Here is a 15,263-nt window from a genome sequence, read left to right as displayed (position 1 = left end):
CCGATGAGACGGAGGTGACCTCCTTCCGTCCCCTCCTGGCGCTGCTGGCGCTGCTCCTGGCCATGCTCCCGGCCCGGGCCCAGGACTACCCGGAGGGCCGGCCCTACCTGCACGCCATCGGCACCAGGGACGGCCTGCCGCAGACCAGCGTCATGAGCCTGTCCATGGATGCCAAGGGGTTCCTGTGGGTGGGCACCGCGGACGGGGCGGCCTATTCGGACGGGACGGCCTGGACCCAGGTCGCCATCCCCGACAAGGCCCGCAGCAACTATGTCCAGGCCATCCTCCACGCCTCGGACGGCTCCACCTGGTTCGCCCGCCAGGACGGCGGCGTGGCCCGCCTCGGGGGGGGGACCTGGACCAGCTTCAACACCTCGAACGGCTTCCCCCAGGACCGGGTCAACGCCCTGGCGGAGACCCGGGACGGCGACGGGAGCGTGCGCATCTGGGCCGGCCTGCACGGCGAGGGGCTGGCCTGTTACCACGGCGGGACCTGGACCCTGCTGGGCCCCCGCGAGGGCCTGCCCGACGGCCGGGTCTGGTGCCTCAGGCCGGCCCTGGGGGGCTCGGCCCTGTGGATCGGCACCGACAACGGCGGCCTGGCCCGCTGGGAGGCCGGGCGGCTCACCCGGCTGCCCGGCCTCCCCCCGGCCAGCGTGAACAGCCTGGTGGAACGGCGGGCCCCGGGCGGGGGTACGGAGCTCTTCGTCGGTACCTACGGCTTCGGCGTGGCCGAGCGGACGGAGACCGGCTGGCGCTTCTTCACCACCCGGGACGGCCTGCCCAGCGACTTCGTCACGGACCTGGGCGGCCTGGTGGATCCCACGGGAGCGGAGACGCTCTGGGCCACCACCCTCAATGGCCTGGCCCGGTACCGCCTGGGGCACTGGACCGCCTTCACGCGCCGGAACGGGCTGCCCACCTCCACCCTCTACCGAGTGCTCCCCAGCCGGTCCCCCGAGGGGCGGGGCCGGATCTGGATCGGATCGGGCGGCGCAGGGCTGCTCCGCCTGGACCTGGGGGGCTGGAAGACCCTGGACATCCAGGACGGCATGGAAGACGACAACGTGTGGTGCGAGGCCGAGACCCGGGGCCGGGATGGCCTGCCCGTGCTCTGGGTGGGCACCTCCAAGGGCCTCCTCACCTGGCACCGGGGCCGGTGGTCCCACGTGGCCGGCCGGGAGCGCGTCATGTGCCTGGCCGTGGACGGGGGCGGCGCCGTCTGGGCCGGCACCCTGGCGGGCCTCTACCGGGTGGCCCCGGACGGACGGGTGGACCACTTCGACACGCGGACGGAGCTGCCCAACAACCGGGTCTCCTGCGCCCTGGCCACCCGCGGAGCGGAAGGCGGGGGGCGCCTCTGGTTCGGCACGGAGGGCGGCGGGCTCGTCTGCCACGAGAAGGGGGCCTGGCGGGTCGTGGACACCCGGAACGGGCTGCCCTACCCCACCATCAACTGCCTGCTGGAGACCGAGGACCGCACCTTCGGTCGGGTGCTCTGGGTCGGCCTGCGCAGCCAGGGGCTGGCGGGCCTGAGGCCCGACGGTTCCTGGATCCGCTTCACCATGGCCGACGGCCTGCCCAACGAGAACATCACCGCCCTGCAGGAGATCCGGACTTCCTCCGGCGGCCGGGAGCTCTGGGCCGGCACCTTCGGCAAGGGCGCCGCGCGGCTCCCCCTGGATCGGCCCGCCCCCCGCTGGGCGCCCGTGGTGGTCACCGATCAGCCGCGCCAGGACGTCATCCAGGGCATCCACCAGGACAGGGCCGGGTACGTCTACCTCTACAGCCTGCACGGCATCCTCCGGCTCGATCACGCCAGCCCCTCGGCACCGGCCCCCCCCCGGGCCATCCTGTTCGGCGGCGAGGACGGCCTGCCCTCCGAACAGATCAACCCCCGGGCCGGGTTCGTGGACCGCCGGGGCTGGCTCTGGGCGGGCACCACCAGCGGTCTGGCCGTGCTGAACCCCGCGGCCGTCATCCCCGACGCCACGCCGAAACCCCTCCGGCTCAGCGCCACCCTGGCCGGCCCGGGGGCGCCGCCCCTGGCGCCCGGCGCCTCCCTCTCCCACCGGGAGGGGGATCCCCTCTTCCGGTTCACCCTGATCGACTTCTTCAAGACGGGCGAGCACCGGTACCGGAGCCAGCTGGAGGGCCTGGAGGACGAGGCCACGCCCTGGGGGCCCGGCACCTCCCGGGAGTTCACCCACCTTCCGTACGGCACCTACACCTTCAAGGTCTGGGGGTGCGACGCGTCCGGGAACATCAGCGGACCCGAGGCCTTCCGCTTCCGGGTCCGCCCCGCACCCTGGCGGACCCCCTGGTTCCTGGCCCTGGCCGCGGCGGCCCTCGCCGGCCTCATCGTGACCGGGGGGCGCTGGCGGGAGCGGAGGCTGCGCCAGCGCAACGAGGAACTCAGGGCCCTCGTGCTGGCCCGCACCCAGGATCTGCTGCGGACCAACCAGGACCTCCGGCGTGAGGTGAAGGAGCGCGAGGCCGCCGAGCGGGCGAAGGGGGACTTCGTGTCCGCCGTCAGCCACGAGCTGAGGACCCCCCTCACGTCGATCCGGGGCTCGCTCGGAATGCTGGCGGGAGGGGTGCTGGGCTCCCTGCCCGAACCGGCCCACAACCTGGTGGACATGGCCCAGCGGAACACCCTCAAGCTGCTCTCGCTCGTCAACGACCTGCTGGATCACCAGAAGATCGAGGCCGGGCGCATGGAACTGGTCCTGGCGCCGCTGGAACTGGGAGGGTTCCTGCAGCAGGCCGTCGAGGACCATGCCGGCTATGCCGCCGACTTCCAGGTGACCTGCCGCCTCTACCGCCCGACCGGGGGCGTCTGGGTGCTGGGCGATCCCCAGCGCCTCCACCAGGTCCTGGCGAACCTGCTGTCCAATGCCACGAAGTACGCCACCCGGGAACGGATCGTGAAGGTGGACCTGTCGACCCGGGAGCACTGGGCGCGGATCGCGGTCACCAACCACGGCGAGCCCATCCCCGAGCCCTTCCGTCCGCGGATCTTCCATCCCTTCGAGCAGGCGGACCAGGGCGATGCCCGCACCGCCCGCGGCACCGGCCTGGGGCTCCACATCTCCAAGGCCATCGTCGAGCTGCACCACGGCCACATCGGCTACGAGAGCACCGAAGCCGCCACCACCTTCCACGTGGAGCTGCCGCTCATCGATGGGCCGGCGAAGGGCTGAGGGCCAGATTCGTCCAGGCGGAATTCGCGGAGCGAATCCGTTAACGCGCGGGCGCAGCCCGCGCGCAGGGAACGGCCAAGAGGATGACTACGGACGCAACGTCCCCTTCACGTGGCCCCTCCTGGGCCTCGCCCTCCGGGCCATGCCTCCGGCACGGTGGGCCTCCCCTCCATCTGACGCACGCTTTGCGTGCTCCCGCTCAGCTGTGCTTCGCGGAGGTGGAGCCTCCCTGCTTCGGCCTCATGCGGGGGTACGGGATGGTCTCGCGTACGTGCGGCGAGGGACGAAGCGGGTCGCAGAGCGGGCTGCATCGGCAGCCCGCGGCGCGGGGCCCCGCCGGCCCGAGTCGGAGCAGGGCGAAGCCCTGCGGAGGCTGCCGCCCGCGATCGCAAGCCGAAGGCGCGGCGGGAGCGGATTCCTGACCGATCCCTACGGCCTGAGCGTCCCCATCATGCGGGGGTACGGGATGGTTTCCTTCACATGCGGCGAGGGCCGAAGCGGGTCACAGAGCGGGCTGCATCGGCAGCCCGCGGCGCGGGGCCCCGCCGGCCCGAGTCGGAGCAGGGCGAAGCCCTGCGGAGGCTGCCGCCCGCGATCGCAAGCCGAAGGCGCGGCGGGAGCGGATTCGTGACCGATCCCTACGGCCTGAGCGTCCCCATCATGCGGGGGTACGGGATGGTTTCCCTCACATGCGGCAGCTTGCAGATCCACGCCACGGCGCGCTCGAGGCCCATGCCGAACCCGGCGTGGGGGACGCTGCCGTACTTGCGGACATCCAGGTACCACTCGTAGTCGGCGCGGTTCAGGCCCTCGTGGGCGATCTGGTCGAGGAGGTACTGGAGGCTGGAGGCGCGCTCGCCGCCGCCGATGACCTCGCCGTAGCCCTCGGGGGCCAGGAGGTCGGCGCCCAGGGCCAGGCGGGGATCCTGGGGATCCGGCTCCATGTAGAAGGCCTTGAAGGCCTTGGGGAACCGGTGCACCCACAGGGGCCGGTCCGTGGCGTTCATGAGGATGGTCTCGTCGTCGTTGCCGAAGTCCTCGCCCCACTGGATGTCGCTGCCCAGGGTCTTCAGCTTCTCCACCGCCTCCGTGTAGGTCATGCGGTCGAAGGTGGTGTTGAGGGCCGTCTCCAGGGGCGCAGTGTCGCGCTCGAGGATCTTCAGCTCCTCCTGGCGGCCCTCCAGCACGCGCTGGAGGAGGAACTTGGTCATGCGCTCGCCCAGGGCCATCACATCGTCCAGGTGCGCGAAGGCCACTTCGGGCTCCACCATCCAGAACTCGGTGAGGTGGCGGCGGGTCTTGCTCTTCTCCGCGCGGAACGTGGGGCCGAAGCAGTAGACCTTGCCGAAGGCGGCGATGCCGGGCTCCTGGTAGAGCTGGCCCGACTGGCTGAGGAAGGCCATGCCCTCGTGGAAGTACTCGGTGCCGAACAGGGTGCTGGTGCCCTCGCAGGCGCTGGGGGTGAGGATGGGGGCGTCCAGGAGGGTGAAGCCGTCGCCGTCGAAGAAATCCCGGATGCCCTTCACCAGGGTGTGCCGGATGCGGAGGATGGCCCACTGGCGCTTGCTGCGCAGCCAGAGGTGGCGGTTCTCCATGAGGAACTCGGTGCCGTGCTCCTTGGGCGTGATGGGGAAGTCCACGCTCCCGCCGACGAGTTCCAGGGACTTGACCAGCAGCTCGGGCTGCCCCGTCTTCGGGTGCTGCTGCACCACGCCGGTGACGGTGATGGCCGACTCCTGCGTGAGCCTCCCGGCCAGCTCGTAGCTCTCCGGGTCGGCCTCGGCGGCGCCGACGACGCACTGGACGAAGCCCGAGCCGTCCCGCAGCTCGATGAAGCGCGTCTTGCTGGTGCGGGCATTGCGGACCCAGCCCCGCAGCCGGACAGTCTCGCCGACCTGGCCGGCGAGGAATCGGACTTCGGTGAAGGCGGGGCTGCTCACGGGGATCTCCGGGGCCAAAGCTCCATTGTGCCCGGGCTGGGCCCCCGGCTCCAGCGAGGGGGCGCTCAGCGCGCCTTCCGCTCCGCCCTCAGCTTGCCGCTGATGGCCACCTGCATCCCCCGGAGGTGGGCCAGGACCCGCTCCAGCTTCTGGCGGGCGATGTCCTGGAACTGGACCTGCTGGATGAGGGCGAAGACGGTGTCCTGCAGCTCCTGGTTGGTCCGCTCCAGGTCCGCCACGACCTTCTCATGCCCCTTCAAGCGCCCCAGTCCGACCTCCTGCTTGAGGAAGCCCAGGCCCTGGAACACCCGGTCGGCCCCGGCCAGCATGGCCTCCACCCGGTCCAGCACCTTGGCCATCTCCTGTTCGGTGTACGAGATGGAGGTCTCGATCTGGGGGATGACCCGCTGGCCCTCCTCCTTGGGCGGGGCGAGCTCGATGAGCCGGCGGAGGTCGGCGTCCAGCCGCTCCTCCAGGCTGAGGGTGGCCAGGGCCTCCCGCGACTGCTGGCCCCGGGCCGCGCCCTGGCTGGCCACCAGGGCGGCGTCGAGGATGGCCACCACCCGTTCGCCCTCCACGATGAATCCTTCCACCCAGGCGCCCTCGATCCCGGCCAGGAGGGGACTGGCGGGGACCAGGTGCTCCTCCTCCACCGAGAGGACGGCGTCCACGCTGTCGACCAGCAGCGCCGAAGGGGTCCCGGCCAGGTCCAGGACGAGGATGGACCCCTGCTTCCCCTCCTCGAGGGGGGGCAGGCCCATGCGGACGCGCAGGTTCACCACGGGGATCACGCGACCCCGGAGGTCGAGCAGCCCCTCCACCGCCTTGGGCATGTGGGGCATCCGGTTCAGCTCCCGCCAGGGGCTGATCTCGGCCACGAACCGCAGGGGCAGGCCGTAGGTGCGCCCGTCCAGGTGGAAGGTCATGAACCGCTGGAGGGCGGCCGCCTCTCCCGCCCGCGCCGCGCCACCCTGCCGCTGGGGCTGGGTCCTGGACGTGGCCTGAGCGGGCGCAAGGCTCACACGGCCTCCTGGACGGCCAGCTGGAGCAGCTCGGCGGGATCCAGGATCAGCACCACGCCGCCATCGCCCATGATGGAGGCCCCGCTGATGCCGGGCAGGCTGGCCAGGTAGGGGGCCAGGGGCTTGATGACGATCTCCTGGCGCCGCACGAAGGTGTCCACGATGATGCCCATGCGCCGTCCGGCGGAGGACACCACCACCACCGAGAGCCCGTCGGTCTCCTCGGAGGCCAGGTCCCCCTGCTCCGACCGCAGCAGGGTCCTGAGGCGGGCCACGCCCAGCACCTCGCCCCGGAGGTCGATGGCCAGGCGGCGGGTGAGGTGGGACACCCGGTCCGCGGGCACGATGAGCGTCTCCTCCACGGCCGTGCCCGGCAGGGCGAAGACCTGGCCCCCGCTCTTGACGAGCAGGGCGTCGATGATGGCCAGGGTGAGGGGCAGCCGGATGGTGAAGATCGAGCCCTTGCCCACCGCGGAGCGGACCCCCACGCGGCCGTTGAGCTTGCGGACATTGGAGCGCACCACGTCCATGCCCACGCCCCGGCCCGAGATGTCCGTCACCTTCGCGGCCGTGCTGAAGCCCGGGAGGAAGATGAGGTCCACGGCCTCGTCGTCGGACATCTGGTCGGCCCGATCCTGGCTGATGAGGCCCTTCTCCACGGCCTTGGCGCGGATGATGGAGGGGTCGATGCCCTTGCCGTCGTCCTCGATCTCCACCACCACGCTGTCGCCCTCGTGCCGGGCCCGCAGCACCACGGTGCCGGTCTCGGCCTTGCCGGCCTTCAGCCGGGCCTCCGGGCTCTCGATGCCGTGGTCGGCGCTGTTGCGGATGAGGTGGATCATCGGGTCGCCCAGCTCCTCGATGATGCTCTTGTCGATCTCGGTCTCCTCGCCGGTCATCTGGAGATCGATCTTCTTGCCGCTGGCCTTGGCCAGGTCCCGCACCATGCGCGGGAATTTCGAGAAGACGGTCTTCACGGGAACCATGCGGATGCCCAGCACCGAGGCCTGGATCTCCTTGCTGACGTGGTCCAGGTACACCGAGGCGTGGGCCAGCTCCTTGGCCACGCCGGCGGCCTCCTGCCCGCTGACCAGGGGGGTCAGGCGCTCGACCAGGTGGCTGATCATGGTCTTGCTGATGATCAGCTCCGCCACGATGTTCATGAACTGCTCGAGCTTGGCCTGGCTCACGCGGATGGTGTCGGAGGCGCCCTTGTCGTCCGAAGCGCGGCGGCCGGTCTTCCGGCGGTCCTCGGCGGGGGCCGCTTCGGGACCGGCCGCGGCCGCACCCAGGCCGAGGGGGTGGATCGTCACGGTGGCGTTGGCCACGGCCCCGAAGACCTTGCGGACCTCCTCCATGGGCTCGGTGGCCTCGATGAGCATCACCAGGTCGAGGTGGAAGCTCCCGGGCTCGAAGGTCTCCAGGTCCACCAGGGGCTGGCGCGGAACCATCTGGCGGTGGAGCAGGCGGCCCACCAGGTCCGCGAGCTGGAAGAGGGAGATGGGGTTGAAGGCCGAGCCGTAGATGGCGCTGCCCAGTTCCACCTGGACGCCGAGGACGGTCTTCCCCTCGGCGAGGGCCGCGGCGGCGGCCTTCCGGCCCGCCTCCTCCACCCCGGCCAGGGCGGCGGGCAGGTGCAGCTCCCCCGTGAGGGCGGCGGCCTTCGCGGTCGCGGCGGCGGCCTCGCCCTTGCGCAGGGCCTCGAGGGCGCGGATCAGCTCGCTCGGATCCGGATCCTCCGGCTCCCCCTGCTTGCGGACCTGGATCCGCACATCGTCCACCAGGACCTTCAGCATGTCCACGGTCTCGAAGAGCAGCTCCATGACCCGGTCGCTGAGCTCCATGCGGGACTTCCGCAGGTCATCCAGCACGTTCTCGCCCACGTGGGCCACGGATTGGACCTTCTGGAGCCCCAGGAAGCCGGCGGCGCCCTTGATGGTGTGGACGCTGCGGAAGATGGCGTTCAGCAGGTCGAGGTCCCCGGGGGCCTCCTCCAGGGCGAGGAAGTTGGCCTCGATCTGCTCGAAGTGCTCCTGGGCCTCGACGAGGAAATCCTCGTAGAAACTGGGATCATCGAGGGCGAAGTCGCTCATCGCTCACCCCTTCCGGCCTGGGGGGCCTGTCCTGGATCGGCCGTTTTCCGGCCCTGCAGGCCCTGGAGCTGCTCGGTCTCGGCCTCGGTCAGCAGCTGCTGGATCTGGAGGAGGAAGATCATCCCCGCATCCAGGCGGGCCACCTTCTCGATGTAGCGGTTGGCGCCGACCGCGGTGACCGCCGGGGGCGGGCCGAAGCGCTGCAGCTCCACGGGACGCACCTCCTCCACCGCATCCACCACCAGGCCCGTGAAGACCCCGCCGATGGCGGTGATGAGGATGCGGGAGATGGAGGTGGCCTCCACCCGAGGCAGGCCGAAGCGGGTGCGGAGATCCACCACCGGCATCACCTCGCCCCGCAGGTTGATGACCCCGTCCACGAACTGCGGCGCCCGGGGGACCGGCGTGATCTGGCCGACCATGACGATCTCGCGCACCTCGTGCAGGCGCAGGCCGTAGCTCTCCGGCCCGAGCCGGAAGACCACCAGGTCCATGGACGGGACCGTTTCGGTGGCCCGGGTGTCCGCCAGGCCGAGGCCCTGGCCCATGGCCGCGATCTTCTCCTGGTCGTCGCCGGTGATGATCTTGAGCACGTTGATGAGGCTCACCATCCGGCCAGGCAGCAGGAGGATGCCCTCCAGGTGCTCCCGCTCCAGGTCGGAGAGGGTCTGGGGCGGAGGCAGGATCTGCTCCTCCTCCACCCGGAGGATCTCCTGGATCTCGTCCACCACCACGCCGATCTTGGCGGCCCCGAAGGAGAGCAGCACCACCATCTCCCGGCGGCGCTCCGCCTGCCCCTGCTCGATGGCCAGGATCTCGGACAGATCCACCAGGGGCAGCACCTGGTCCCGCAGGCAGATCACGCCAAGCACGTACTCGGGGGCGTCGGGCACCTTTGTGACGGCAGGCAGCTCGACGATCTCCTCCACCTGGTGCAGGGCGATGCCGAAGGACTCGGCCCCGAGCCGGAAGGTGACGTAGGGGTTGCCATCCTCCTCGATCTCCTCGTCCGTCTCGTCGCCGGTACCCATGCTTCCGGCCACCGAGAGCTCTTCCAGCTGGCGGCGCTGGCTCAGCTCGGAGCTGTCCAGCAGCTTCTCCAGATGGATCAGGGTGATCAGCCGGGACCCGACCGTCACCATGCCGGCCAGGTACTCGGCCCGGATGCCCGCCACGAGCGGGGGGGTCTCCCGCAGGGTGTGATCCTCCAGCTTCACCACCTCGGCCACGGAATCCACCTGGAGTCCCGTGGGCCCGCTGGCCAGGCGGAGCACGATGATGCGCGTCCGGCCGGTGGCCTCCTTGGGGGCCAGGTGGAAGCGGATGCGGCTGTCGATGACGGGGATGATGAGGCCTCGGAGGTTGATCACGCCCAGGATGAAGCTGGGACTGCCCGGCACGGGGGTGACGTCCGTGCGGTGGGTGATCTCCTGCACCCGATCGATGTCCAGGCCGAATTCGACCCCGTCCAGGGTGAAGGTCACCAGCTGGCCCGAGGGGACCAGTTCGCTGGCCAGGAGGGCCTGGGTGGACTCGGCGGACATGGATCAGCCCTTCTTCTGGGACTTGAAGGCCTCGATCACGGAATCCGCGTGGGCCTTGTTCTCGTCGGGGGTCGTGCCGGTCTGGGCGATGGTGTGGCTGATGGAGGCCCGCTCCGAATCGCTCTTCAGGCCCGCGCCCAGCAGGTCCACGATGTAGTCGTGGATCTGGCGCAGGTGGTGGACGATGCGCTCCAGCTTCTGGCGGGTGATGTCCTGGAACTGCATGAGGTCCATGGCCTCGAAGACCTTGTCCTGGATCTGCTTCCCCGCGCTCATGACCTCGTGGATGGCCTGCTGGACGCCGGGCGACTGGGCCCCCTCGTGGCGCATCATCTCGGTGATCAGCTGCTGCTGGCGGGACACGAGCTGGCTGATCATGTCCAGCTGGTCCATCACCTTGTTCGACTCCCGCTCGGTGACGGCGGTGACCGTGTCCAGCTCGGCGATCACATGGCCGCTGCCGTCCTGGTGGGGGGTGGCCTGGGACGCTGCCGCGGCCGGGGCGGCGGGCACCGGGGCCGGGGGCACCGGGGCGGGGGCGGCTGCTGACGCTTCCGCAGCAGGAGCCTTGGCGGCCTTGGGCTTCTTGGGAGCCTTGCCGCCTCCGGCGAGGAGGGCGTCGATTTCGGACTGGTCCATGGCTGCTCCCTACCCGAGGAGGGACTCGATCTTTTCCTTCAGCGTCTCCGGGGTGAAGGGCTTCACCACGTAGTTGTTCACGCCGGCCTGCAGGGCCTCGACGATGTCCTCCTTGGCGGCGTTGGTGGTCACCATGAGGATGGGGATGGCCGGGTTCTGGCCGCGCACGGTCTTGACGAACTCGAGGCCGTCCATCTCCGGCATGTTCCAGTCGGTGATGATCATCTCGACGCCACCCTGGCCCAGCTTCTCCAGGCCCGACTTGCCGTTCTCACCCTCCACCACGTCGGTGTAGCCGATGCGGGACAGGGTGTTGATGATGATGCGCCGCATCGTCGAGGAATCATCCACGATGAGGATCTTCACGGGGGGCCTCCTGGGTGGAAAGTCGGGTCAGGTCGTCCTATTGGGGGGAAGAAGCCGAGGCTTCCACGAACTTCATGAGCGCTGCCAAGTCATCGGGGTAGACGTTCTGGAACTTGATCCCCAGCTCGTACCCCCCCTGATCCAGCTGCTCGATCCGCACCACGGCGCCCAGGGCCACCAGGGGGCGGCTGTCGGCGTCCTGGACCGGACCGAAATGGTTCTGGAACCGGCCCCACCCGGGTACCCGGATCTCCAGCTTGAGGAGGGTCCCCAGGGGGTAGGCCCGGGTGGACTCCAGGAGCAGGCCTCCGACGGAGACGTCCTTGTAGCTGCTCTGGGCAGGCGCGTCCCCCTTGTGGAAGCTGAGCTCCTGGAAGCTCACGGTGGCCTCCAGGGGCATGCGGCGGTACTGTCGGCGTTCCTGGGACATGCGGGGCATCCTCAGGAGGGGCATCGGAGGGGGGTCGTCCCGACTTGAATCCTGCACCGCCGGGCCGGTCCCGGGACGGGCTCGGCTAGAATCTCCTGGGAACACGCCCCCCGCCAGGGCGCTTACGGAGGTTCCATGCCCGCTGCCCCAGGCCCCTGCCCCATGGACTCCGGCCAGATGGAGGGGGTCCTCCGCCGCCTGGCCGATGAGCTGGCGGCCCAGCTCCAGGCCGGAGAGGAGGTGGTCCTGCTGGGCATCCGGTCCCGGGGCCTGCCCCTGGCCGAGCGCCTGGCGGTCCTCCTCCGGACCGCCACCGGGGGGCCGGTGCCCGTGGGGGCCCTGGACATCACCCTCTACCGGGACGACCTCACCGAGATGGTGGGCAGCCCCATCGTCCGGCCCACGGAGATCCCCTTCACCCTCAAGGACCGGACCGTGGTCCTCGTAGATGACGTCCTCTACACCGGCCGCACCGTCCGGGCCGCCCTGGACGCCCTCCTCGACCACGGCCGGCCCCGGCGGGTGCTGCTCATGGTCCTGGCGGACCGGGGCGGCCGGGAGCTGCCCATCCAGGCCGACTTCGCCGGCATCCGGGTGGACGTGGCCCCGGGCCAGCGGGTGGCCGTGCGCGTGAGCGAGATCGACGGCGAGGATCGCGTGACCGTGGAGGCCTGCTGATGTCCGCCGAGCGCTACACCTTCCCCCACAAGCACCTGCTCGGCATCGAACCCCTGTCGGCCCGGGACATCACGGCCATCCTGGACCAGGCCCGGGCCTTCGAGGAGGTCTGCGAGCGGCCCGACATCAAGATCGTCCCCGCCCTGCGCAAGAAGCTGGTGGTGAACCTCTTCTTCGAGAACAGCACCCGCACCCGGAACAGCTTCGAGATCGCCGAGAAGCGGTTGTCGGCCGAGATCATCAATTTCGACGCCGACACCAGCAGCCTGAACAAGGGGGAGACCCTCGTCGACACGGCCCTGAACCTGGAGGCCATGCACCCGGACCTGATCGTCATGCGCCACAGCGCCCCCGGGGCCCACGCCCTCCTGGCCCGGCACATGAAGGCCAGCATCGTGAACGCCGGCGACGGCGCCCACGAGCACCCCACCCAGGCGCTCCTCGACGCCTACACCCTGCGCAAGAAGCTCGGCCAGCTGCAGGGCCTCCGGATCGCCATCGTGGGCGACATCCGCAACAGCCGGGTGGTGCGCAGCAACCTCTGGCTCCTCACGAGGATGGGAGCCAAGGTCACCCTGGTGGGCCCCCCGACCCTGGTGCCGCGGGAGATGCAGGCCACCTGGCCCACCGTGGACATCAGCCATGACCTGGACGCCATCCTGCCCCAGCAGGACGTCGTCATGATGCTGCGGGCCCAGTTCGAGCGCGGCACCGGCGCCTACATCCCCGGCCAGGGCGAGTACAGCCGCTACTACCAGCTCAACCGCGAGCGCATGGCCCGAGCCCGGAAGGACGTGGTGGTGCTGCACCCCGGCCCCATCAACCGCGGCCTCGAGATCACCTCCGAGGTGGCCGACGGCCCCAACAACCTCATCCTCGACCAGGTGACGAACGGCGTCCCCGTCCGCATGGCCGTCCTCTACCTCCTGTCCCATCCCCACGGGGAGCAGGTGCCCTGATGGCCGCCCCGGTGGAGATCCTCTCCCGCCTGCTCTGGCTCCGCGATGCCGCGGCCCTTCCGGACACGGTCCTGGCGGACCAGCTGGGCCTCGAGGTCAAGGCCCTGGCCGCCCTGGTGCAGGCCCACCCCGACCGCTTTCCCGAGCCCCTGGTCTTCCACCTGACCGCCGAGGAGCGCCAGAAGATCCCGGAGGCCCCGGTGCTGGCCTTCACCGAGGCCGGGGCGGCCCTGCTCACCGGCCTGGTGCCGGACAGGGAGGCGGCCCTCCTCGTCCTCCTGCCCGCCTTCGCCGAGGCCCGCCACCTCCTCACCGCCCAGGCCGAGCTCTCCATCCGCCTCACGGCCCTGGAGCACAAGCTGGACATGGTCATGAAGGTCCTCGAGGGCGAGGAGGTCGAGGGCGCCCCCAGGGAGCGGCCCATCGGCTTCGTCACCGAGACGGACCTGCCCCACGGCCTGAAGGCCCGCGACCGGGCCGCGAAAGGCCGCCCGTGAGCCGGACCGAGGACGCGGAACTGACCCGGCAGCTGGAGGCGATCATGGCCGCCAAGACCCGGGCCCAGCGGGCGTCCTGGCTCTGGTTCGCCCTGGCCCTGGCCGCCATCGTGACGGCCTTCCTCGCCCCCCGCCATCCGGCGGCCCTCCTCGGCGAGGCGGCCCTGCTGGCCGTGGCCCTCTGGCAGGGCGGCCGCGCCCACCTGCAGGCCGACGCCTTGCGCAACCAGGCCATGGAGAAGATCCTGGCCGAGGCCTTCCGCCGCGAGCGCCAGAAGGGGAACGCTTGATTCCAGACCTGATCCAGGGCCCCGTCACCCTCCTGATCCTCGACGGCTTCGGCGACGGGCCGCGGAATGCCTTCGACGCCACCTTCGTGGCGGGGATGCCGCACTTCAACGCCCTGCGGCGGACCTACGCGGCCACCCAGCTGCTCACCAGCGGCGAAGCCGTGGGCCTGCCGGAAGGCCAGTTCGGCAACTCCGAGGTGGGCCACATGAACCTGGGCGCCGGCCGCGTGGTCTGGCAGGAGCTCACCCGCATCGACGCCGCCATCCGCCGGGGCACCTTCCGCCAGAACCAGGCCATCGGCGGCCTGCTGGCGGGCCTCAAGGCCTCCGGCAAGCGCCTGCACCTGCTGGGCCTCGTGAGCGACGGGGGCGTGCACAGCCACCAGACCCACCTCGTGGCCCTGGCCCAGTGGGCCCAGGCCGAGGGCGTGCCCACCACCCTCCACGCCTTCACGGATGGCCGGGACACGGCCCAGAAGAGCGCCGACGGCTTCCTGCAGTGGCTCACGTTCCAGCTGCGGGAGTGCCCGCTGGTGTCCCTCGGGTCCGTCTGCGGGCGCTACACGGCCATGGACCGCGACAAGCGCTGGGAGCGCACGGAACTGGCCTGGAAGCTGCTCGTGGACGGCGAGGCGGCCCACACGGCCCCGGACGCCCTGGCGGCCATCGCCGCGGCCTATGCCCGGGGCGAGACCGACGAGTTCGTGTCCCCCACCCGCCTGGACGCCTTCCACCCCATCGCGGATGGCGACGGCGTCCTGTACTTCAACTTCCGCGCCGACCGGGCCCGCCAGATGTGCCACGCCCTGGTGCATCCCGCCTTCGCGGGGTTCACGCCGCGGCACCGGCCCGCCGTGAAGCTCGTCACCTTCACGGCCTATGACATCGAGCTGGATCCCTACCTCACCGTGGCCTACCCGCCCCAGAGCCTGGACCTGATCCTGGGCGAGCTCGTCAGCGCCCGGGGCTGGAAGCAGTTCCGCACCGCCGAGACGGAAAAGTATGCCCACGTGACCTACTTCTTCAACGGCGGCCGCGAGGCGCCCTTCGAGGGGGAGGACCGGCGGCTGGTGCCCTCGCCCAAGGTGGCCACCTACGACCTGCAGCCGGAGATGAGCCTCCATGACGTGGTCCGGGGCCTGGAGGCGGCCATCCGAGGCGGCGATTACCGGTTGCTGGTCTGCAACCTGGCCAACCCCGACATGATCGGCCACACGGGGGACCTCTCCGCCGCCGTGAGCGCCTGCGGGGCCATCGACGACGCCGTGCGCCGCATCGCCGAGGCCACCCTGGCGAAGGGCGGCGCCCTCTTCATCACCGCCGACCACGGCAACTGCGAGTGCATGCGCGACGAGGCCGGGAACCCCCACACGGCCCACACCCTGAACCCCGTCCCCGCCGTCCTCGTGGCCGCGGGCTTCGAGGGCCGCCAGCTCCGCGCCGGCGGCGCCCTCAACGACGTGGCGCCCACCCTGCTGAAGCTGTTCGGCCTGCCCCAGCCCGAGGCCATGGACGGGAAGAGCCTGTTCTGAGGAGGGTAGGAATGAGCGCGGAGCAGGAGCGGAGCGCCACTTTGCGCAGCGAAGCCCTGCAGGGGCGAGG

Annotated in this window: 13 protein-coding genes; 6 read left to right on the top strand and 7 right to left on the bottom strand. The window is 70.8% G+C overall.

Going from position 1 to position 15,263, the window contains the following annotated elements:
- Window positions 1–14 precede the first annotated feature (14 nt).
- Window positions 15–3,203 (top strand): sensor histidine kinase, encoded by a 3,189-nt coding sequence (locus QSJ33_RS12700; protein ID WP_285726731.1) that lies wholly within the window; start codon window positions 15–17, stop codon window positions 3,201–3,203.
- Between the two features lie 638 nt (window positions 3,204–3,841).
- On the opposite strand, the gene asnS is transcribed toward QSJ33_RS12700, so the two are convergent.
- From asnS to QSJ33_RS12665, 7 genes are all read right to left on the bottom strand, one after another.
- The gene (gene asnS, locus QSJ33_RS12695) at window positions 3,842–5,143 is read right to left on the bottom strand and encodes an asparagine--tRNA ligase (RefSeq protein ID WP_285726728.1); all 1,302 of its coding nucleotides are present in this window, start codon (window positions 5,141–5,143) and stop codon (window positions 3,842–3,844) included.
- A 65-nt stretch (window positions 5,144–5,208) separates the two neighbouring features.
- Window positions 5,209–6,165: a chemotaxis protein CheW gene (locus QSJ33_RS12690; RefSeq protein ID WP_285726726.1), complete on the bottom strand. Its 957-nt coding sequence runs from the start codon at window positions 6,163–6,165 to the stop codon at window positions 5,209–5,211.
- Window positions 6,162–8,258 (bottom strand): chemotaxis protein CheA, encoded by a 2,097-nt coding sequence (locus QSJ33_RS12685; RefSeq protein WP_285726723.1) that lies wholly within the window; start codon window positions 8,256–8,258, stop codon window positions 6,162–6,164. The genes QSJ33_RS12690 and QSJ33_RS12685 overlap by 4 nt, the downstream gene beginning before the upstream one ends.
- Window positions 8,255–9,802 (bottom strand): chemotaxis protein CheW, encoded by a 1,548-nt coding sequence (locus QSJ33_RS12680; RefSeq protein WP_285726721.1) that lies wholly within the window; start codon window positions 9,800–9,802, stop codon window positions 8,255–8,257. Before QSJ33_RS12680 ends, QSJ33_RS12685 begins: the two co-directional genes overlap by 4 nt.
- 3 nt (window positions 9,803–9,805) lie before the next feature.
- Window positions 9,806–10,441, bottom strand: a complete 636-nt coding sequence (locus tag QSJ33_RS12675) for a hypothetical protein (RefSeq protein WP_285726719.1) — start codon at window positions 10,439–10,441, stop codon at window positions 9,806–9,808.
- Window positions 10,442–10,450: 9 nt separating this feature from the next.
- Window positions 10,451–10,807, bottom strand: a complete 357-nt coding sequence (locus QSJ33_RS12670; RefSeq protein ID WP_285726717.1) for a response regulator — start codon at window positions 10,805–10,807, stop codon at window positions 10,451–10,453.
- A gap of 37 nt (window positions 10,808–10,844) precedes the next feature.
- Window positions 10,845–11,237: a PilZ domain-containing protein gene (locus QSJ33_RS12665; RefSeq protein ID WP_285726714.1), complete on the bottom strand. Its 393-nt coding sequence runs from the start codon at window positions 11,235–11,237 to the stop codon at window positions 10,845–10,847.
- 135 nt (window positions 11,238–11,372) lie between these two features.
- Here QSJ33_RS12665 and pyrR point away from each other — a divergent pair, with 135 nt between their 5' ends.
- From pyrR to gpmI, 5 genes are read left to right on the top strand one after another with little or no spacing between them, the layout of a single operon-like run.
- Window positions 11,373–11,915 carry a bifunctional pyr operon transcriptional regulator/uracil phosphoribosyltransferase PyrR gene (gene pyrR, locus QSJ33_RS12660; RefSeq protein ID WP_285726711.1) on the top strand — a complete coding sequence of 181 codons (543 nt, stop codon included), beginning with the start codon at window positions 11,373–11,375 and terminating at the stop codon, window positions 11,913–11,915.
- Window positions 11,915–12,874: an aspartate carbamoyltransferase catalytic subunit gene (locus QSJ33_RS12655; protein ID WP_285726709.1), complete on the top strand. Its 960-nt coding sequence runs from the start codon at window positions 11,915–11,917 to the stop codon at window positions 12,872–12,874. The genes pyrR and QSJ33_RS12655 overlap by 1 nt, the downstream gene beginning before the upstream one ends.
- Entirely contained in the window at window positions 12,874–13,371 is a 498-nt protein-coding gene (locus QSJ33_RS12650) for an ORF6N domain-containing protein (protein WP_285726707.1), read from the top strand. The genes QSJ33_RS12655 and QSJ33_RS12650 overlap by 1 nt, the downstream gene beginning before the upstream one ends.
- Window positions 13,368–13,661, top strand: a complete 294-nt coding sequence (locus tag QSJ33_RS12645; protein WP_285726705.1) for a hypothetical protein — start codon at window positions 13,368–13,370, stop codon at window positions 13,659–13,661. The genes QSJ33_RS12650 and QSJ33_RS12645 overlap by 4 nt, the downstream gene beginning before the upstream one ends.
- Window positions 13,658–15,193: a 2,3-bisphosphoglycerate-independent phosphoglycerate mutase gene (gene gpmI / locus QSJ33_RS12640; RefSeq protein ID WP_285726703.1), complete on the top strand. Its 1,536-nt coding sequence runs from the start codon at window positions 13,658–13,660 to the stop codon at window positions 15,191–15,193. The genes QSJ33_RS12645 and gpmI overlap by 4 nt, the downstream gene beginning before the upstream one ends.
- The last annotated feature ends 70 nt before the right edge of the window (window positions 15,194–15,263 follow it).

Origin of the sequence: Geothrix rubra (genome assembly GCF_030268065.1) — a bacterium.
Lineage (GTDB): Bacteria > Acidobacteriota > Holophagae > Holophagales > Holophagaceae > Geothrix > Geothrix rubra.
This window is presented reverse-complemented; position numbering and strand designations above follow the sequence as displayed.